This window comes from Pseudomonas sp. IC_126 (assembly GCF_004331835.1).
Lineage (GTDB): Bacteria > Pseudomonadota > Gammaproteobacteria > Pseudomonadales > Pseudomonadaceae > Stutzerimonas.
In genome coordinates this window covers 459,764-478,481 of the sequence record NZ_SJSS01000002.1, presented here as the reverse complement: position 1 = coordinate 478,481, position 18,718 = coordinate 459,764, and the positions used below count along the sequence as shown (strand labels likewise).

Genomic DNA, 18,718 nt, shown 5'->3' with positions numbered 1-18,718 from the left:
GGAGTTATCAACGACACCTCCACCGCAGCAGCGGACCGCTCCCACGATAGAAGCTTTACGATTCCTGGCCGCCGGACGGAAACATGGCCGGTTGAAAAGCGCGTTGCCCTCCCCCATATCAACCGCATTCGGGCATTCATCGCCCCGCCGCGTGGAGAATTTTCCTTGACCACCATCGTTTCAGTACGCCGCAACGGCAAAGTCGTCATGGGCGGCGACGGCCAGGTTTCCCTGGGCAATACCGTCATGAAGGGCAACGCCAAGAAAGTCCGCCGCCTCTACCACGGCCAGGTGCTGGCCGGTTTTGCCGGTGCCACCGCCGACGCCTTCACCCTCTTCGAGCGCTTCGAAGGCCAGCTGGAAAAACACCAGGGCCACTTGGTGCGCGCCGCCGTCGAACTGGCCAAGGACTGGCGCACCGACCGCTCCCTGAGCCGCCTGGAAGCCATGCTCGCCGTGGCCAACAAGGACGCATCCCTGATCATCACCGGCAATGGCGACGTAGTGCAGCCCGAGGACGACCTGATCGCTATGGGCTCCGGCGGCGGTTTCGCCCAGGCCGCGGCCATGGCGCTGCTGCGCAAGGGCGGCGATGACATGTCCGCCCAAGACATCGCCGAGACCGCGCTGAACATTGCCGGCAGCATCTGCGTCTTCACCAATCAGAATCTGACTATTGAGGAATTGGATAGCGCCGTCTGAGCGCACCCGATTCCGGAGTACTGAAATATGTCCATGACGCCCCGCGAAATCGTCCACGAACTCAACCGCCACATCATCGGCCAGGACGACGCCAAGCGTGCCGTCGCCATCGCCCTGCGCAACCGCTGGCGGCGTATGCAGCTCTCCGCCGAACTGCGTCCGGAAGTCACGCCGAAGAACATCCTGATGATCGGCCCGACCGGCGTCGGCAAGACCGAGATCGCCCGTCGCCTGGCCAAGCTGGCCAACGCGCCCTTCATCAAGGTGGAAGCGACCAAATTCACCGAAGTCGGCTATGTGGGCCGCGACGTGGAGTCGATCATCCGCGATCTTGCCGATGCTGCATTGAAGATGCTGCGCGAGCAGGAAGTGCAGAAGATGCAGCACCGCGCCGAAGACGCCGCAGAGGAGCGCATCCTCGACGCCCTGCTGCCACCGGCCCGCCCCGGCTTCAACGAAGATCCGGCGCCAAGCAGCGATTCCAACACCCGCCAGCTATTCCGCAAGCGTCTGCGCGAGGGCCAGCTGGACGACAAGGAAATCGACATCGAAGTCGCCGACAGCCCGGCGGGCGTCGAGATCATGGCCCCGCCCGGCATGGAGGAAATGACCAGCCAACTGCAAAATCTCTTCGCCAACATGGGCAAAGGCAAGAAGAAGAGCCGCAAGCTGAAGATCAAGGACGCGTTCAAGCTGGTGCGGGACGAGGAAGCGGCGCGCCTAGTCAACGAGGAAGAACTCAAGGCCCGCGCGCTGGAAGCGGTGGAGCAGAACGGCATCGTCTTCATCGACGAAATCGACAAGGTGGCCAAGCGCGGCAACACCAGCGGCGCCGATGTGTCCCGCGAGGGCGTCCAGCGCGACCTGTTGCCGCTGATCGAGGGCAGCACGGTCAACACCAAGCTGGGCATGGTCAAGACCGACCACATTCTGTTTATCGCCAGCGGCGCTTTCCACCTGTCCAAGCCCAGCGATCTGGTGCCGGAACTGCAGGGTCGCCTGCCGATCCGAGTGGAACTCAAAGCCCTGTCGCCGGAAGACTTCGAGCGTATCCTCACCGAACCGCACGCCTCGCTCACCGAGCAGTACCGCGAGCTGCTGAAGACCGAAGGGCTGCATATAGAATTCGCCGAGGACGGCATCAAGCGTCTCGCCGAGATCGCCTGGCAGGTCAATGAGAAGACCGAGAACATCGGCGCCCGCCGTCTGCATACCCTGCTCGAACGCCTGCTGGAAGAAGTCTCCTTCAGCGCTGGCGACCTGGCGGGACAGCAGAACGGCGAGCCGATCCGCATCGACACCGCCTACGTCAACGAGCACCTGGGCGAGCTGGCGGAAGACGAAGATCTGTCGCGGTATATCCTTTAAAAGCAGCTGGAAGCTGGGAGCCAGCAGCTGGAAGAAGGGTGCGGCACGACCTGTTCAGCAGCAGACAGGCTTCGGCTTCAAGCTCATACGGAGTATGCCCATGCGCATCCCCACTCAGATCAAACTCCGCAAGGCTTCGAAAACCCTGGAGCTGGAATACGGCACCGACGAGCGCTACAGCCTGCCGGCCGAATTCCTACGGGTGAATTCGCCGTCCGCCGAAGTCCAAGGCCATGGCAATCCGATCCTGCAGACCGGCAAGATCAACGTTGCGCTGGAAGGTGTGGAACCTGCCGGACAGTACGCGCTGAAGCTGACTTTCAGCGACGGCCACGACAGCGGCCTTTACAGCTGGGAATACCTCGACCATCTGTCGCGCAACCAGCAGCAACTTTGGGACGAATACCTCCAGGCGCTGGCCGCAGCTGGTAAATCCCGCGACCCGGATATCTCGCCGGTCAAGCTGATGCTTTGAACGGCTGATTGGCTGCGTTGCGCTGCAGCCAACTGCCGAAGTAACACTCGCTCGCCGGGTTTCAACCCACCCGCTTTCTCCAGCTGCGCGCCCCCACGGCAGCCACTTAGCCGTGTTCGTGGCCACCCTAACCTTCCCGCCCAATGGCAGCACAACTGATGAGCGCGCCGACGCGCGCGCGGTCAAAGCTCAGGTTCGAACGTAGTCAACAGACCCGCCACATACGACTACCGGGAGCCTTCGCCATGCCTGCCCACCGTGTTACCCACCACCATCTCGACCTAGACGGTATCGACGTCTTCTACCGCGCCGCCGGGCCGCAGGACGCACCTGTGGTTCTACTGCCTCACGGTTACCCTTGCTCGTCCTACGAATTCAGGGCCTATATGCCGTTGCTTGCCGACCGCTGGCGGCTGCTCGCGCCGGATTTCCCAGGCTGCGGTTACAGCGCGACGCCGAACGACTTCGCCTACGATTTCGACGGCTACGCCGACTTCCTCGATCGCTTCACCCGCCGCCTGGGCGTAGAGCGCTTCGCACTCTATCTGCACGACTTCGGTTCGCAGATCGGTCTGCGCCTGGCCATCGCCCAGCCGCAGCGCGTTGCCGCGCTGATCCTGCAGAACGGCGACATCTACGAGGACCAACTGGGACCCAAGTACGCCGCACTGCAACGCTTCTTCGCCAACCCGACCCCACAGGCGCGCGCCGGGCTGGCCGACGCCGTCAGCCTCGAAGGCTTCAAGGAAGAATTTCTCAACGAGGTGGAGCCGGAGCTAGCCAAGCGCATCCCGCCAGATCTGTGGCACCTGCATTGGGCACTGATGACACCGCGCCGCAAGGAAATCACGGTGCAGGTGATCGCCGGGCTCAAGGAGAACCTAGCCTGGTTTCCCCGTTATCAGGCCTACCTGCGCGACCATCAGCCGCCCACTCTGATCGTCTGGGGTCCTCGCGACGGCTACATGCCCGAGGGGTCGGCAAAAGCCTACCTGCGCGACTTACCGAACGCCGAGCTGCACCTGTTCGAGGATGGCGGTCATTGGCTGCTGGAAACCCACCTCGATGAAGTCGCGCGCCTGTCGCGGGCGTTCCTGGAGCGGAGTCACCACTGAGCGCAGGCGGTCACCGTCGGTGAGGCCGGCAAGCTGCCCAGCGACCGAGCCCATCGAACAAATCTTTTGAGGCTTGCCGCTTGAAGCTCACCGCAGCCTTTTAGGTTTAGAATGCCCCGCACATTCTTCCGGTGACAGTGACATGACCGATCCCCGCAAAGAGCATGACGCAGAGCCCATCACCCACTTCGGCTACAAGAACGTGCCGGAGAGCGAGAAAGCGCACAAGGTGGCCGAGGTTTTCCATTCCGTGGCCGCCAAGTACGACCTGATGAACGACCTGATGTCCGGCGGCGTGCATCGCCTCTGGAAGCGTTTCACCATCGAGCTGTCCGGCGTGCGCCCCGGCAATCGCGTGTTGGATATCGCAGGCGGCACCGGGGACCTGACCCGGCAGTTCTCGCGCCTCGTCGGCACCACTGGCGAAGTGGTGCTGGCTGACATCAACGCCTCGATGCTCAAGGTCGGGCGTGACAAACTGCTGGACAAGGGCGTGGCTGGCAACGTCAAGTTCGTCCAGGCCGATGCCGAGAAGCTGCCCTTCCCGGACAACCACTTCGACGTGGTCACCATCGCCTTCGGCCTGCGCAACGTCACCCACAAGGAAGACGCCATCGCCTCCATGCTGCGGGTGCTCAAGCCCGGCGGGCGGCTGCTGGTGCTGGAGTTCTCCAAACCCACCAACCAGCTGTTCTCCAAGGCGTACGATGCCTACTCGTTCAGCCTGCTGCCGATGATGGGCAAGTTGATCACCAATGACTCGGAGAGCTACCGCTACCTGGCCGAATCGATCCGCATGCATCCGGACCAGGAAACCCTCAAGGGCATGATGACCAACGCCGGCTTCGAGCGCGTGACCTATCACAACATGACCGGCGGCATCGTCGCCCTGCATCGCGGCATCAAGCCCTGATGTTGCGCGCTGCCCTGCTGGCCGCGGCCGAGCGCGGCATCAACCGCGTCCTGCGCCTGGACCCTACCGCATTGCCGCGGTTGGCCCGACTGAGCGGTCGCGTCATCGAAATCGACTGCACGACGCCCGCCTGCCGCCTGTTCGTGCTGGCCGATGGCGAAGGGCTGCGGCTGGCTGGCGACTGGGGCCGCGAGGCCGATTGCCGTCTGCGCGCGCCTGCCGCGAGCCTGGTGCGACTGGCGACCAGCCGCAACAAGACCGCGATCCTGCACGGCTCGGACGTCGAGATCGAGGGCGACAGTGCGCTGCTGATGAGCCTTGCCGAAGTGTTGCAGGATCTCGAGCTGGACTGGGAATACGAAGTCTCACACTGGCTCGGTCCGGTCGGCGCTCAGCTTCTTGGCTCCGGCGTGCGCGGCCAGACCGCCTGGGCACGGCAAAGCGCTGAAAGCCTGCGCCAGAACCTCGCCGACTACCTCAGCGAAGAGTCCCGAACGCTGGTCGGCATGGCCGAGGCCGAAGCCCACTTCGCTGAACTCGACCGACTCAAACTCGTCCTCGACCGACTCGAAGCCCGAGTCGAGCGGCTCAACCAATCTCTGAAACCAGACCAAGCCGAATGAAGCTGTTCGCCGCCACCCGCCGCCTGTTCCGCATCCTGCTGGTGGTGATCCGCTACCGCCTGGACGACATCATCCTCGACCTGCCGATGCCCTGGTGGCTACGCACCTCCAGCTATCTGCTGCCCTGGCGCTGGCTGCCACGGCGCCGTAGCGTGCTGTCCCGCGGCGCGCGCCTGCGCCTGGCGCTGGAAGGCCTGGGGCCGATCTTCATCAAGTTCGGCCAGATTCTCTCGACCCGCCGCGACCTGTTGCCGCTGGATATCGCCGAGGAACTGGCGATGCTACAGGACCGCGTACCGCCGTTCGATTCGGCCGTCGCCATCGCCCTGATCGAGCGACAGTTGGGCGCATCGGTCGGCGAGATCTTCGCCCGTTTCGACAGCAAACCGCTGGCCTCCGCCTCGGTCGCGCAGGTCCACGCCGCCAAGCTGCGCAGCGGCGAAGAAGTGGTGGTCAAGGTGGTCCGGCCAAATCTGCGGCCGATCATCAGCCAGGACATCGCCTGGCTGTTCCTGCTGGCCAAGACTGCCGAGCGCGCGTCTACCGAGGCTCGCCGCCTGCACCTGGTGGAAGTGGTCGACGACTACGCCAAGACCATCTACGACGAACTCGACCTGCTGCGCGAGGCGGCCAATGCCAGCCAGCTCAAGCGCAACTTCCAAGGCTCACCGCTGCTTTACATACCCCAGGTCTACTGGGACCTTTGCCGCCCGCAGGTGCTGGTCATGGAGCGCATCTACGGTGTGCCGGTGACCGATATGAAGCGCCTGGCCGAACAGCGCACGGACATGAAACAGCTGGCCGAGCGCGGCGTGGAAATCTTCTTCACCCAAGTCTTTCGTGACAGCTTCTTCCACGCCGACATGCACCCCGGCAACATTTTCGTCAGCACTCATCAGCCGTGGAACCCGCAGTACATCGCGGTGGACTTCGGCATCGTCGGCAGCCTGACGCCTGAAGATCAGGATTACCTGGCACGCAACCTGATGGCTTTCTTCAAGCGCGACTACCGCAAGGTCGCGCAGCTGCACATCGATTCGGGCTGGGTGCCGGCGGAAACCAAGGTCAACGAGTTCGAAGCAGCGATCCGTACCGTCTGCGAGCCGATCTTCGAGAAGCCGCTGAAGGACATCTCCTTCGGTCAGTTGCTGGTGCGCCTGTTCCAGGTGGCGCGGCGCTTCAATATGGAGGTCCAGCCGCAGCTGGTGCTGTTGCAGAAGACCCTGCTGAACATCGAAGGGCTGGGCCGCGAGCTGTATCCCGAACTGGACCTGTGGTCCACCGGCCAGCCTTACCTCGAGCGCTGGATGCGCGAACGCATGAGTCCCATGCAGTTGCTGAAAAACGCACACGCGCAGATAGAGCAATTGCCGCACCTGGCCGGCATGACCCGCGAGCTGCTTGAGCACATGTCGCAGCCCCATGCCAACAATCCCGCACCGCCCTGGCGCGAACGTCACCACGGCTGGCCGCTGCGACTGATTGGCGCATCGCTGCTGGCTGGCGGCGCGGTACTGGCAGCCGGAGCCGAGACTTTCACAGCCGCCGCTGCTTGGCCGGCCTGGCTGATGCTGGCCGCCGGCCTGTTCATCGTCGTACGCCGATAGCCAGCGGTCGGCGGGGCTGGCAAACTTGACGCATTGCACGGAGACGCCGATGAACTGGCTGGACGAAATCAACTGGAATGCCGATGGCCTGGTCCCGGCGATTGCACAGGACTACAGGACCGGGCGCATCCTGATGATGGCCTGGATGAATCGCGAGGCCCTGACACTGACCGCGACGGAGAACCGCGCCATCTACTGGTCACGTTCGCGTGGCAAGCTGTGGCGCAAGGGCGAGGAGTCCGGTCATGTGCAGAAACTGCATGAACTGCGCCTGGACTGCGATGCCGACGTCATCGTGCTGATGGTCGAGCAGATCGGTGGCATCGCCTGCCATACCGGACGTGAAAGCTGCTTTTATCGGGTCTTCGAGAACGGCGACTGGAAAACCGTCGACCCGGTCCTCAAGGATCCCCACGCGATTTATGCGGAGCACCGACATGAGTGACACCCTTGCCCGCCTGGCCGAGGTGCTGGAAGCCCGCAAGGGTGCGGCGGCGGACAGCTCCTATGTGGCCAGCCTCTACCACAAGGGTCTGAACAAGATTCTCGAGAAGGTCGGCGAGGAATCGGTGGAAACCATCCTGGCCGCCAAGGATGCTGCCATCAGCGGCGATGCCAGCGAGCTGATCTATGAAACCGCTGATCTGTGGTTTCACAGTCTGGTGATGCTGGCCGCGCTGGATCAGCATCCACAGGCGGTACTGGACGAACTCGACCGGCGATTCGGTCTCTCCGGGCATGCGGAAAAAGCCGCGCGCCCACAATCCTGATAGTCAACTTCGGAGTACTGCAGCATGGGTTTTGGTGGAATCAGCATCTGGCAACTCCTGATCGTTCTGCTCATTGTGGTCATGCTCTTCGGCACCAAGCGCCTCAAGGGCCTGGGGTCGGATCTGGGTGACGCCATCAAGGGCTTCCGCAAATCGATGGGCACCGATGAGGAAAAGCCCAGCGTCGAAGAAAAGCAGAGCCACACCATCGATGCCGAGGCCCGCAAAGTCGAAGATCCGACGAAGAAGAACTAAGGCATGTTCGATATCGGCTTCACCGAACTGCTGCTGGTCGGCCTGGTAGCGCTGTTCGTCCTGGGTCCAGAGCGCCTGCCCGGCGCGGTGCGCACCGCCGGTCTTTGGATCGGCCGGGCCAAGCGCAGCTTCGCCAACATCAAGGCCGAGGTCGAACGCGAAATCGGCGCCGATGAGATTCGTCGGCAGCTGCACAACGAGCGCATTCTCGATCTCGAACGCGAGATGAAGCAGAGCATCATGCCGCCGAGCTCGCCCAGCGCCCCGGCCAAGCCCAGTCCACAATCGGCAACGCCACCGCCTGACGCCAACGTGATCTACGCACCAACGGCCGAGCCCAAACCCGCCGAAACCACCCCCGCACCACGACCGGACCGACCCGCCGAGCCATGAGCAATACCTCCATCGATGATCAGGAAATGCCGCTAGTTGCCCACCTGACGGAACTGCGCAAGCGCCTGCTTCGCTGCGTGGTGGCGATCCTGTTGCTGTTCGGCGCTTTGTTCTACTTTTCCCAGCAGATCTACTCTCTGGTTGCCGCACCGTTACGCGCCTATCTGCCGGAAGGGGCGACGATGATCGCCACCGGCGTGGCCTCGCCATTCCTCACGCCGTTCAAGCTGACAATGATGGTGGCGCTGTTCCTCTCGATGCCGGTGATCCTGCATCAGATCTGGGGGTTCATCGCCCCCGGCCTGTACAAACACGAAAAGCGCATCGCCATCCCACTGCTGATTTCCAGCATCTTCCTGTTCTACGGCGGCATGGCTTTCGCCTACTTCGTGGTGTTTCCGATCATGTTCGGCTTCTTTGCCAGCGTGACGCCCGAGGGCGTGGCGATGATGACCGACATCGGCCAGTACCTGGATTTCGTACTGACGCTGTTCTTCGCCTTTGGCGTGGCCTTCGAGATTCCGGTGGCAACCTTCCTGCTGATCTGGGTCGGCATCGTCGACGTTGCCACCTTGCGCAAAAGCCGTCCCTACGTGATCGTCGGCTGCTTCGTCGTTGGGATGGTGCTGACGCCGCCCGACGTGTTTTCCCAAGCGCTACTTGCCATACCGATGTGGCTGCTGTTCGAGGCCGGGCTGATTTGCGGCAGCATGGTCAAGAAGCGTGAAGAGTTTCGCGGCGATGCCGAAGACGACCAACCGCACCCCAGCGACAAATCGCCTACGCCTCGTCCATGAACCTGCTGCTGCTGGAGGCGGCCGATTTCGTGGCCGCCAATCGTGTGGTCCTGCATGATCGCCGCCTCACGCATATTCGAGAGGTGCACCGTGCCGAGGCAGGTGAGCATCTGCGCGTTGGCCTGCTCGGCGGCGAAATGGGCCAGGGCCGCTTGCTGCGGCTGGATGCCAATGAGGCGGAGCTCGAGGTCGAGCTGAATCAACCGCCGCCGGCCAAACTGCCGATCACCCTGCTGCTGGCGCTGCCAAGACCGAAGATGCTCCGCCGTGTACTGCAGACCGTCGCCTGCATGGGCGTACCGCGGTTGGTGCTGCTCAACAGTTATCGCGTGGAAAAGAGTTTCTGGCAAACCCCTTTCCTTGAACCGGCCGCCATTCGCGAGCAGCTGCTGCTCGGGCTGGAGCAAGCACGCGATACCGTGCTTCCGGATGTGAGTATCGAGAAGCGCTTCAAGCCCTTCGTCGAGGATCGATTGCCACAACTGGCCGCCGGTACTCGCGGTCTGGTCGGGCATCCGGGCAACTATCCGGACTGTCCACGCGCCATCACCGAATCGGTGACGCTGGCCATCGGTCCGGAAGGCGGCTGGATACCCTACGAAATCGACAAGCTCAGCGAAGCAGGTCTGCAACCTGTTCAGCTGGGCGCGCGCATCCTGCGAGTGGAAACCGCCGTCAGTGCGCTGCTGGCGCGCCTGTTCTGACAAAGCCGGCACGTACGTCGCGTGGCGATGCAGTACCGATGAACGTAATGCACGCATCCGGAGCATGTGGGTCAGAGCTACTGAACCCCAAAAGCAGTAGCTGCCATGCGCCCTTTGACCATCGATCTTCACCGGCTGGAATACGCGCTGGATAACCGCGACGCCAGCGAACATTACCTCGATCTGGAGTCCGGCCAAATCCGCGCGGTATTTCCCGGCGAAACCGCGCCGGGCGTGAACGAAAAATACGAAGTGCAGGAGGACCGCTTTCTGCATATCGAACCCCTCGGGCTTGCCGAGTCGATCGCGATGCGCGAAGCGTTTCTGTTCACTCAGCATGACCCCATCGCTCATGCGATGCTCAGCGACGCATTGACAGGCCGCAAGCCTTTGCGAACCTTCGATTTCAAACTGGAGGATTTCCCCGCGGTGCGCCAGGCCTGGCTGGACTATCAGGCCGTTCAGCTACGCGAATACGCCATCACCTGGCTGCACGACAACGGACTGGAGCCCTCGGGGCGCTAGCCTTTTCTCGGTACCAGCTGGTATGGCCGCTCCCTCACCAAGCTTCTTCCAAAGGAAGAGTGGCTGCTGCGATGTGGGCATGCCCTTACGGCGCTTGCCACCCGGCTTGTCTCCCTCTCCCCGCCGGGGAGAGGGTTGGGGTGAGGGGCGGAGCGAAGTGAAGCACAGAGGGCCGCCTCATCCACGAGCCAGCTTTCCGACACTCAGCTCTCCAACAGAAAGGTCACCGGCCCATCGTTTAGCAGATGGACCTGCATATCGGCCCCGAAACGCCCGCTGGCGACCGGCGAATGCTGACGCCGTGCCTGCGCTAGCAGGTAGTCGTAGAGCTCTTCGCCGAGCTGCGGCGATGCCGCGCTGGAAAAACTGGGCCGAAGACCGCTACCGGTATCCGCAGCCAGGGTGAACTGGGACACCAACAGCAGACCGCCACCAATGTCCGTCAACGAGCGATTCATCCGGCCCTGCTCGTCGCTGAAAACGCGATAGCGCAGCAGCTTGTGCAACAGCTTGTCGCTCCGAGCATGGTCATCTTCACGTTCGACGCCGACCAGCGCCAGCAGGCCCTGGTCGATGGCGCCGACCACTTCGCCCGCCACCTCGACCCGCGCCTGCCGCACGCGCTGGATCAATGCCTTCATCAGGCTTCCTCGGGCGGCAGATCGAGCAAGCGGTGGGCGATGTCCGCGGCGGCACGCACCAGAGCATCACAGATACCCGACTCCGCTGCCGAGTGACCCGCTTCGCGAATGATCTGCAACTCGCTGTTCGGCCATGCTTCGTGCAGTTCCCAGGCGTTTTCCAGCGGGCAGATGACGTCATAGCGTCCATGCACGATGATCCCTGGAAGATGGGCAATCTTGTGCATGTCACGCAGCAGTTGATCGGGCTCGAGGAAAGCATCGTTGACGAAGTAATGGCACTCGATGCGCGCCATCGCCAGCGCCCGATGGGTGTCGGAGAAACGATCGACGACCTGGGTGTTGGGCCTCAGCGTGGCGGTACGGCCTTCCCAGCAGGACCAGGCCTTGGCGGCGTGCATCTGGGCGATCTGGTCGCTGCCCGTCAAACGCCTGTAGTAAGCCTGCATCAGATCGCCCCGCTCTTCCGGCGGGATCGGCGCAAGAAAATCCTGCCAGTAGTCCGGAAACAATCGGCTGGCGCCTTCCTGGTAGAACCAGTGGAACTCCTTCGGCCGGCAGAGGAAAATGCCGCGCAGGATCAGCGCGTGCACATGTTCGGGAAATGCCTGAGCGTAGGCCAGCGACAAGGTTGAGCCCCAGGACCCACCGAACAGCACCCATTTGTCGATGCCGAGATGTTCACGAATCCGATCCATGTCGGCGATAAGGTGTGCGGTGGTGTTGTTTTCCAGGCTCGCATGTGGAGTCGAGCGGCCACAGCCACGCTGATCGAAGGTGATGATGCGGTACAGGTTGGGATCGAAGAAACGTCGGCTCAGGGCATCACAGCCACCGCCTGGGCCGCCATGCACGAATACCACGGGCAGGCCCTCCGGTGATCCACTCTCGTCCACGTAAAGCACATGCGGTTGGTCGACCGCCAGCTCGTGCCGGGCGTAGGGTTTGATCTCCGGATACAAGGTCTGCATGGCACACTCCATGATCGGTGCGCGGGCTTAGACCCGCCTGACGTTTCCGGCATCATAACGAGGTTCGAGAGGTTCGGCATGCCCGTATGGAAATTAGCCATCGCTATCGCGGCCCTGGCCCTGCTGCTGGCCGGTTGCGGCCGCGACGATCCGCAGGCGGCGCTTGAAATGGCCGCGCAATCGCTACAGGAAAGCATCGAAAACAAGGACAACGGCGACCTGATGGCGCGGATACATCCGGAGTTTCGCGCCAACCAGAACCTCGACCGGGACTGGGTTCGGCGCACGGCCGGCCTGATGTTCCTGCGTCACACCAACGTGCGGGTGATAGCGCTGAATCCCCAGAGCTGGATCGATCCGATCTATTCGGACAAAGGCTACAGCGAAGCCCAGGTAGCACTGACCGGCGCCGAGCGTTGGCTGCCCCAACGCGTCGGGCATTACCACGTCAGACTCGAATGGTGGCGCGAGGACGGCGAGTGGCTGCTAGCGCGGCTGGACTGGGAATAACCGAGTCAGGACGACTCGCCGCGCCATATCAATTCGCCGACGTCATAACCACGCTCGCGGGCCTCGGCGAGCAGCCTGTCGCGCATTGCCGTGCCGACCTCCTTCTCGCGCGAGAGCAGCCACAGGTAATCGCGATCCGGACTGCCCACCAGCGCCACGTCGTAGCCCTCGTCGAGGTAGAGAATCCAGTAATGCCCTTTGGTCAGTCCCGGAAACAGATTGCTGAACCAGTTATCGAAGCGCACCCAGAGCTTGTCAGTCTTGCCAGCCTGCTGGGGCACTGCCTGACCCTGGACCTGCTGCCACTCGCCTTCAGCGGTTTCGCAGCGATTGGTCACCGCCACGCTGCCGTCATCCTGCAACCGATATTCAGCCTCGGAACGCACACAGTTGCGCTGGAAAAACATCGGCAGCCGCGCCAGCTCATACCAGGTTCCCTGATAGCGCTGCAGGTCGACCTGCCCGACCGTCTCCGGCCCTTCGACATTCCGCGAACCCGCGCATCCTGTGACTAACAACGCGCAACACAGAGCTATGAGATAACGCATAGGTGCTCCTTATTTCAGGCCTTGGCCGGAAAACATCATCACCTTGTCGCCGGCAAACTGAATGCTGATGAAACGGTTCTTCTGCCCCCATGTGCAGCTGGACATGCCCAGCGCTCCAGCACACTCACCGGGCTTGCCGAGTAATTCTTCAACTTCCGCGCGGGGCATGCCGGCTTTCAGCTTGGCGAAATTCTCCTGGGTGACCGGACTGCAGGCCGTCAGCAATACGACCAGAGCAAGCAATGACAAATGACGCAACGACATGACAGTTTCCTTGATTCAGACGGCGCCTGGCCGCGCCCGGCTGATGGAGGTTAGGAAGCGAACAGGCGGGGAGGTTCCTCGCTGCCGCTAGAAACGTGAGCCGGGCTCGGCCAGAAAGGCCTGCTCGGCCTCGGTGGTTTGGCGACAGAGCGTATCGTTGCGATGGGGAAAGCGACCGAACCGGGCAATCACATCACGATGGCGTTCGGCAAAATCGAGGAAGTCGGCGAACAGCTTTCGGTCTTCGGGCGCGACGAGCCCGTGGAGCATCTGGAATTGCGCAACGGCGTGCTCCTGCGTCTGCAGGCTTTCCGCGTGCTCGAGAACCAGATAGATGAATACCCGCTGAATCGGCGTAAGCAGTACATCGCCGCCATGCGCCATGCCCTCGCGAACCAGCAGCAGGGCACGCTCGTCCCCGGCGAATGCACGCGGCGTCCCGCGGTAGATCATGCGGGGGAGCTGATCGAGCAGCAGCACCAGCGCGAGCCAACCGTGCGGCGATTCGGTCCAGTGGCCCAACCCGCCAGCCAGCGCTTGGTCGGTCAGATCGCCGAAGCGATCACGCGCCTCGGCGTCCTGTTCGGGCTTGTAGCCGAACCACAGTCCGTGCTTCTGCCGGGCGATTTCGCCAACGGTGGCGCCCTGGCCGAACCACCAGTTCAGCAAATCCAGCCAGGGCGCCTTCACCGATCAGTCCTGGTGGTAGCCGGTGGCGCGCTCGACCTCTTCCTTGGAGCCGAGGAAGACAGGGACGCGCTGGTGCAGCGAAGTCGGCTGGACATCGAGGATGCGCTGCGTGCCTGTGGTGGCGGCACCGCCGGCCTGCTCGATGATGAAGGACATCGGATTGGCTTCATACATCAGGCGCAGCTTGCCCGCCTTGCCCGGCTCACGGGCATCACGCGGGTACATGAAGATGCCGCCGCGGGTCAGGATACGATGCACGTCGGCCACCATCGAGGCGATCCAGCGCATGTTGTAGTTCTTGCCCAGCGGGCCTTCGGCCCCGGCCAGCAACTCGCTGACGTAGCGCTGCACCGGCGGCTCCCAGTGACGCTGGTTGGACATGTTGATGGCGAATTCGGCCGTCGACTCGGGTACGCGCAGGTTCTCGTGGGACAGGACGAAGCTGCCCAGTTCGCGGTCCAGGGTAAAGCCCATGACACCGTTGCCCAGCGTCAGGATCAGCATGGTCTGCGGGCCGTAGATGGCATAGCCGGCAGCGACCTGCTTGGTGCCGGGCTGGAGGAATGCTTCTTCGCCGAGCGCATCGTTCTGCGTGAAACATTCGCCCGGGCAGCGCAGCACCGAGAAGATGGTGCCAACCGAAACGTTGACGTCAATATTGCTGGAGCCGTCCAGCGGGTCGAAGACCAACAGGTAGGCGCCCTTGGGGTATTTGCCGGGAATCTGGTAGGCGTTGTCCATTTCTTCCGACGCCATGCCGGCCAGGTGGCCGCCCCACTCGTTGGCCTCGAGCAGGATTTCGTTAGACAGCACGTCGAGCTTCTTCTGCACTTCGCCCTGGATGTTCTCGCTGTCAGCGCTGCCGAGCACGCCGCCGAGCGCGCCCTTGGACACGGCGTGGCTGATTTCCTTGCACGCTCGGGCCACTACCTCAATTAGGAAGCGCAGGTCCGCCGGGGTGTTGTTGCTGCGGGTCTGCTCGATCAGGTAGCGACTCAGGGTTACGCGTGACATGGAATGGCTCCGGAGGATGAAAAACCCGCGCAGTTTAGCAGGCCGAGGGGAAACTAACCCTGCCTCAGACCTGCCCTGAGACCACAGAGTTCAGCGCAACGGCAAAGTGCCTGCAGGCGCCGCCTCTCAGCCGCTCTGGCGCGGGTTTGGCGACTCTACGATCGCCTTCGAGGCAGCAGCGCCATGCACTAGTGCTCAGAGCACCTTCCAGATCTCCTCGGCATACTCACGAATGGTCCGATCCGAGGAGAACCAGCCCGTACGCGCCGTATTGAGCACGGCGGAACGCCACCAGCTGTCGGCATCGCTCCAACGCGCTTCGACTTCCAGCTGCGCCTGCCAATAGGCTTCGAAGTCGGCGCAAACCATGAAGGTGTCGTGCCATTTCAGACCGTCGATCAGCGCTGTGTAACGACCGGGGTCGTCAGCCGAGAATGCGCCGTTGCGAATCGCCATGAGCACTTCGTTGAGGCGCGGAGAGTCGATGATGATCGCCTCGGCGTTGTACTCGTTGGCCTGCTTGCGCGCCTCGACCTCCTGCGCGGTCATGCCGAAGATGAACATGTGCTCGCGTCCGATCTGCTCAGACATTTCCACGTTCGCGCCATCGAGCGTGCCGATGGTCAGCGCGCCGTTGAGGGCGAACTTCATGTTGCTGGTGCCCGAAGCCTCCAGTCCCGCAGTGGAAATCTGCTCGGACAGATCCGCTGCCGGGATGATGCGCTCGGCCAGACTGACGTTGTAGTTGGGCAGGAACACCACCTTGAGCAAGCCGCGCACCGTCGGGTCATCGTTGATGGTCCGCGCGATGTCGTTGGTCAATTTGATGATCAGTTTGGCCGTGTGATAACTGGCCGCCGCCTTGCCCGCGAAAATCTTCACCCGTGGTACCCAGTTGCGGCCCGGATCGGAGCGGATCGCCTGGTACAGCGCCACGGTGTGCAGCAGATTGAGCAACTGTCGCTTGTATTCGTGGATGCGCTTGACGTGCACGTCGAACAGTGCGTTCGGGTCGACGCTGATGCCCAGCCGCTCCTGGATCATGCGCGCCAGCAGCTGCTTGTTGTTCAGCCGCTGGGCGGCAAAGCGCGCGCGGAAATCCGGTTGATCGGCATAGGGCTCAAGCTGGCGCAGCACCGTTTCCGGCGCATCGAGCAATTCTTCGCCGACATGCTCGACGAGCAGCCGGGTCAATTGCGGATTGGACTGGTACAGCCAGCGGCGGAAGGTGATGCCGTTGGTCTTGTTGCTGATCCGCTCGGGGTACAGCGAATGCAGATCGGTGAACACCGTCTCGCGCATCAACCCGGTGTGCAGCGCCGACACGCCATTGATGCAGTGCGAACCGAGGAACGCGAGGTTACCCATGCGCACCCGGCGGCCATGCCCTTCTTCGATCAACGAGACCGAACGCAGCAGGTCCAGGTCATGTATACCGCGCTCGCGCAACGCATCGAGGTGCTGGGCATTGATCAGGTAGATGATCTGCATGTGCCGCGGCAGCAGGCGCTCCATCAGGCCCACCGGCCAAGTTTCCAGCGCCTCCGGCAGCAGCGTGTGGTTGGTATAGGACAGCGTATTGACGGTCAGCTCCCAAGCCTTGCGCCAAGGGATATCGTGCACATCGACCAGCAGCCGCATCAGCTCCGCCACGGCGATGGCCGGATGGGTATCGTTGAGCTGGATGGCGGCGAATTCCGGCAGATTCATCAAGGTGCCACGCTGATCCAGATGACGCCGCAGCAGGTCCTGCAGCGAGGCCGCCACGAAGAAATATTCCTGGCGCAGACGCAGCTCCTGGCCCGCCTCGGTGCTATCGGCCGGATACAGCACGCGCGAGATGCTTTCGGCGCGGGCTTCTTCGGCGACGGCACCGATATGGTCGCCGGCATTGAAGCGCTCCAGATGGAAATCCGCCTCGGCGCGGGCGCGCCACAGGCGCAGCGTATTGACGCTTGCCCCGCGCCAGCCGACCACCGGCGTGTCGTAGGCAATCGCGCGCACGCCTTCGGCCCAGTGCCAGAAATGCTTGGGCTGCTCCTGCCCGGCGGCGTCGTGCGGCATGGCCGTAACGCTACCGCCAAAGCCGATCAGATAACCGACCTCGGGCCGTTCGAACTCCCAGGGGTTGCCGAAATTCAGCCAGGTTTCGGTCTGCTCGTGCTGCCAGCCATCGACGATGGCCTGGCGGAACAGGCCGTGATCGTAGCGAATCCCGTAACCATGGGCGGCAATGCCCAGCGTCGCCATACTCTCCATGAAGCAGGCCGCCAGCCGGCCAAGACCGCCGTTGCCCAACGCCGCATCCGGCTCGGTCAGGCGGATGTGGTCGAAATCCACATCGACATCCGCCAGGGCTTCGCGCGCAACGTCGAGCAGGCCGAGGTTGCTCAGGCTGTCGGTGAGCAAACGTCCGATGAGAAATTCCAGCGAGAGGTAATAAACCCGCTTCTTGCCCTCCCGATAACTCTCGCGCGTACGGTCCATCCATTGATCGATCATGCGATCGCGCGTAGCCAGCGCGACCGCTTCGAACCAGTCGTGATCGGACGCATGCTCCGGGTCTTTGCCGATCGAATAGGTCAGCTTGCTGATGATCGAATTGCGGAAGGCTGCGACAGCATCGGCGTCAGGAGCAGTGGGTTCTTGCGACATGGACAGACCTCATGGAGCTGGGAAGGGGTTCATGGCAGCACAGGCCACCTCGGCAAAGGGCAATGCAGACAGGTTTGCAGGTTTCAGTTGAATCTGCGCGACCGTCTGTCCGGCGTTCGACTCGTCGGATTCGCTGGAAATTCAACCCAGGGTCGTTATGATCGCGCGCCGCCATTACCGATACCGCCTCCGTGAAGACACGCCTGATCGCCTCCGCCGACCCCGACCGCCTGGAAACCTGGGCCCGCTACAGCAACGGGCTGTGTCGCGACTGCCACGCCACTTGCTGCACGCTACCGGTCGAAGTGCGCATCGACGACCTGATTCGCCTGGAAGTAGTCGATGCCTTCGAACGTGACGAGCCGCTGAAGAACGTCGCCAAGCGCCTGAGCAAAGCGGGCATCGTCGAGCACTTCAATCAGAAGCATGGCATCTTCACCCTGACCCGGCTGGCCAATGGCGACTGCCTGTATCTGGACCGCAAGACGCGCCTGTGCACGGTCTACGCCAAGCGCCCGGACACCTGCCGCAACCACCCCAGAATCGGCCCGCGTCCCGGTTATTGCGCTTATCAGCAGAAAGCCGCGGCGCGCTGATGCAAACCGTCGCATGGTCTCCTGAAAGCGGCGAAAAGCGGTTTTAGAAACTGGCAATATCGTGACTCAGCGGTCATGCTTGGCGTCTGCCTGTATCTGCAAACGTTTAGGAATCCACCCGGCATGAGCCGCGATAGCCGCTATCTGGAAGCCATTCTGCATCACGACATCCCTCTGACCCGGGCGATGGGCCTGCGTGTCGATCAGTGGGAAAACCATGAGCTGCGCCTGAAGGTCCCGCTGCAAGCGAACATCAACCACAAGAGCAGCATGTTCGGCGGCAGCCTGTATTGCGCGTCGGTGCTGGCTGGCTGGGGTTGGTTGCACCTGCGCTTGCGCGAGGCCGGTATCGAAGACGGCCATATCGTCATTCACGAAGGCCAGATCGACTATCCGCTACCGGTGGTAGATGACGCGACGGCGATCTGCTCGGCGCCGGACGACGGCGCGTGGGAGCGCTTCGAGACGATCTACCGGCGTCGCGGCCGCTCACGTCTCACGCTGCACAGCCGCATTCTCGCAGCCGATGGCCGCGACGCCGTGCGCTTCACCGGCCAGTTCGTCTTGCATAAATAGCGCTGG

Annotated in this window: 24 protein-coding genes; 17 read left to right on the top strand and 7 right to left on the bottom strand. The window is 62.6% G+C overall.

Translation table 11 applies throughout. The annotated features are described in order from the left end of the window. Positions 1 to 165 precede the first annotated feature (165 nt). The 14 genes from hslV to E0D86_RS07650 all read left to right on the top strand — a co-directional run bounded on the left by hslV (position 166) and on the right by E0D86_RS07650 (position 10,247). On the top strand, positions 166 to 702 hold the full coding sequence (gene hslV / locus E0D86_RS07715; RefSeq protein WP_131649428.1) for an ATP-dependent protease subunit HslV: 537 nt from the start codon (positions 166 to 168) through the stop codon (positions 700 to 702). Positions 703 to 729: 27 nt separating this feature from the next. Beyond that, positions 730 to 2,070, top strand: a complete 1,341-nt coding sequence (gene hslU, locus E0D86_RS07710) for an ATP-dependent protease ATPase subunit HslU (RefSeq protein ID WP_131649427.1) — start codon at positions 730 to 732, stop codon at positions 2,068 to 2,070. A 100-nt stretch (positions 2,071 to 2,170) separates the two neighbouring features. Continuing rightward, positions 2,171 to 2,545 carry a gamma-butyrobetaine hydroxylase-like domain-containing protein gene (locus tag E0D86_RS07705; RefSeq protein WP_131649426.1) on the top strand — a complete coding sequence of 125 codons (375 nt, stop codon included), beginning with the start codon at positions 2,171 to 2,173 and terminating at the stop codon, positions 2,543 to 2,545. Between the two features lie 245 nt (positions 2,546 to 2,790). Further along, positions 2,791 to 3,660 (top strand): alpha/beta fold hydrolase, encoded by an 870-nt coding sequence (locus E0D86_RS07700; protein WP_131649425.1) that lies wholly within the window; start codon positions 2,791 to 2,793, stop codon positions 3,658 to 3,660. 142 nt (positions 3,661 to 3,802) lie between these two features. Next, positions 3,803 to 4,573 carry a bifunctional demethylmenaquinone methyltransferase/2-methoxy-6-polyprenyl-1,4-benzoquinol methylase UbiE gene (gene ubiE / locus E0D86_RS07695; protein ID WP_131649424.1) on the top strand — a complete coding sequence of 257 codons (771 nt, stop codon included), beginning with the start codon at positions 3,803 to 3,805 and terminating at the stop codon, positions 4,571 to 4,573. Then, positions 4,573 to 5,196 (top strand): SCP2 domain-containing protein, encoded by a 624-nt coding sequence (locus E0D86_RS07690; protein WP_131649423.1) that lies wholly within the window; start codon positions 4,573 to 4,575, stop codon positions 5,194 to 5,196. Before ubiE ends, E0D86_RS07690 begins: the two co-directional genes overlap by 1 nt. After that, positions 5,193 to 6,803, top strand: a complete 1,611-nt coding sequence (gene ubiB, locus E0D86_RS07685) for a ubiquinone biosynthesis regulatory protein kinase UbiB (RefSeq protein WP_131649422.1) — start codon at positions 5,193 to 5,195, stop codon at positions 6,801 to 6,803. The genes E0D86_RS07690 and ubiB overlap by 4 nt, the downstream gene beginning before the upstream one ends. A gap of 49 nt (positions 6,804 to 6,852) precedes the next feature. Beyond that, the gene (gene hisI, locus E0D86_RS07680) at positions 6,853 to 7,248 is read left to right on the top strand and encodes a phosphoribosyl-AMP cyclohydrolase (RefSeq protein ID WP_131649421.1); all 396 of its coding nucleotides are present in this window, start codon (positions 6,853 to 6,855) and stop codon (positions 7,246 to 7,248) included. Continuing rightward, positions 7,241 to 7,573 carry a phosphoribosyl-ATP diphosphatase gene (locus E0D86_RS07675; RefSeq protein ID WP_131649420.1) on the top strand — a complete coding sequence of 111 codons (333 nt, stop codon included), beginning with the start codon at positions 7,241 to 7,243 and terminating at the stop codon, positions 7,571 to 7,573. The genes hisI and E0D86_RS07675 overlap by 8 nt, the downstream gene beginning before the upstream one ends. A gap of 24 nt (positions 7,574 to 7,597) precedes the next feature. Then, the gene (gene tatA, locus E0D86_RS07670) at positions 7,598 to 7,828 is read left to right on the top strand and encodes a twin-arginine translocase TatA/TatE family subunit (protein WP_131649419.1); all 231 of its coding nucleotides are present in this window, start codon (positions 7,598 to 7,600) and stop codon (positions 7,826 to 7,828) included. A 3-nt stretch (positions 7,829 to 7,831) separates the two neighbouring features. After that, on the top strand, positions 7,832 to 8,221 hold the full coding sequence (tatB, locus tag E0D86_RS07665) for a Sec-independent protein translocase protein TatB (RefSeq protein ID WP_131649418.1): 390 nt from the start codon (positions 7,832 to 7,834) through the stop codon (positions 8,219 to 8,221). Then, positions 8,218 to 9,018: a twin-arginine translocase subunit TatC gene (gene tatC / locus E0D86_RS07660; RefSeq protein WP_131649417.1), complete on the top strand. Its 801-nt coding sequence runs from the start codon at positions 8,218 to 8,220 to the stop codon at positions 9,016 to 9,018. The genes tatB and tatC overlap by 4 nt, the downstream gene beginning before the upstream one ends. Continuing rightward, on the top strand, positions 9,015 to 9,722 hold the full coding sequence (locus E0D86_RS07655; RefSeq protein WP_131649416.1) for a 16S rRNA (uracil(1498)-N(3))-methyltransferase: 708 nt from the start codon (positions 9,015 to 9,017) through the stop codon (positions 9,720 to 9,722). Before tatC ends, E0D86_RS07655 begins: the two co-directional genes overlap by 4 nt. 105 nt (positions 9,723 to 9,827) lie before the next feature. Further along, positions 9,828 to 10,247, top strand: a complete 420-nt coding sequence (locus tag E0D86_RS07650; protein ID WP_131649415.1) for a UPF0158 family protein — start codon at positions 9,828 to 9,830, stop codon at positions 10,245 to 10,247. A 203-nt stretch (positions 10,248 to 10,450) separates the two neighbouring features. Here the strand turns inward: E0D86_RS07650 and dtd are convergent, their stop codons facing one another. Both dtd and pip read right to left on the bottom strand, forming a co-directional pair. Next, positions 10,451 to 10,888 carry a D-aminoacyl-tRNA deacylase gene (gene dtd / locus E0D86_RS07645; protein ID WP_131649414.1) on the bottom strand — a complete coding sequence of 146 codons (438 nt, stop codon included), beginning with the start codon at positions 10,886 to 10,888 and terminating at the stop codon, positions 10,451 to 10,453. Next, positions 10,888 to 11,859 (bottom strand): prolyl aminopeptidase, encoded by a 972-nt coding sequence (pip, locus tag E0D86_RS07640; protein WP_131649413.1) that lies wholly within the window; start codon positions 11,857 to 11,859, stop codon positions 10,888 to 10,890. The genes dtd and pip overlap by 1 nt, the downstream gene beginning before the upstream one ends. A gap of 78 nt (positions 11,860 to 11,937) precedes the next feature. Between pip and E0D86_RS07635 the strand changes: the two genes are divergently transcribed. Further along, on the top strand, positions 11,938 to 12,369 hold the full coding sequence (locus E0D86_RS07635; protein ID WP_131649412.1) for a hypothetical protein: 432 nt from the start codon (positions 11,938 to 11,940) through the stop codon (positions 12,367 to 12,369). A gap of 5 nt (positions 12,370 to 12,374) precedes the next feature. On the opposite strand, the gene E0D86_RS07630 is transcribed toward E0D86_RS07635, so the two are convergent. From E0D86_RS07630 to E0D86_RS07610, 5 genes are all read right to left on the bottom strand, one after another. Then, entirely contained in the window at positions 12,375 to 12,917 is a 543-nt protein-coding gene (locus E0D86_RS07630) for a lipocalin family protein (RefSeq protein WP_131649411.1), read from the bottom strand. Positions 12,918 to 12,926: 9 nt separating this feature from the next. Next, positions 12,927 to 13,181: a hypothetical protein gene (locus E0D86_RS07625; RefSeq protein ID WP_131649410.1), complete on the bottom strand. Its 255-nt coding sequence runs from the start codon at positions 13,179 to 13,181 to the stop codon at positions 12,927 to 12,929. An 87-nt stretch (positions 13,182 to 13,268) separates the two neighbouring features. Next, positions 13,269 to 13,871: a DUF924 family protein gene (locus tag E0D86_RS07620; RefSeq protein WP_131649409.1), complete on the bottom strand. Its 603-nt coding sequence runs from the start codon at positions 13,869 to 13,871 to the stop codon at positions 13,269 to 13,271. A 3-nt stretch (positions 13,872 to 13,874) separates the two neighbouring features. Beyond that, positions 13,875 to 14,885: a class 1 fructose-bisphosphatase gene (locus tag E0D86_RS07615; protein ID WP_131649408.1), complete on the bottom strand. Its 1,011-nt coding sequence runs from the start codon at positions 14,883 to 14,885 to the stop codon at positions 13,875 to 13,877. A 195-nt stretch (positions 14,886 to 15,080) separates the two neighbouring features. Further along, on the bottom strand, positions 15,081 to 17,540 hold the full coding sequence (locus E0D86_RS07610; RefSeq protein ID WP_131649407.1) for a glycogen/starch/alpha-glucan phosphorylase: 2,460 nt from the start codon (positions 17,538 to 17,540) through the stop codon (positions 15,081 to 15,083). 191 nt (positions 17,541 to 17,731) lie between these two features. Here E0D86_RS07610 and E0D86_RS07605 point away from each other — a divergent pair, with 191 nt between their 5' ends. Continuing rightward, positions 17,732 to 18,136 (top strand): YkgJ family cysteine cluster protein, encoded by a 405-nt coding sequence (locus tag E0D86_RS07605; RefSeq protein ID WP_131649406.1) that lies wholly within the window; start codon positions 17,732 to 17,734, stop codon positions 18,134 to 18,136. A gap of 123 nt (positions 18,137 to 18,259) precedes the next feature. Continuing rightward, positions 18,260 to 18,712 carry a thioesterase domain-containing protein gene (locus tag E0D86_RS07600; RefSeq protein WP_131649405.1) on the top strand — a complete coding sequence of 151 codons (453 nt, stop codon included), beginning with the start codon at positions 18,260 to 18,262 and terminating at the stop codon, positions 18,710 to 18,712. Positions 18,713 to 18,718 lie beyond the last annotated feature (6 nt).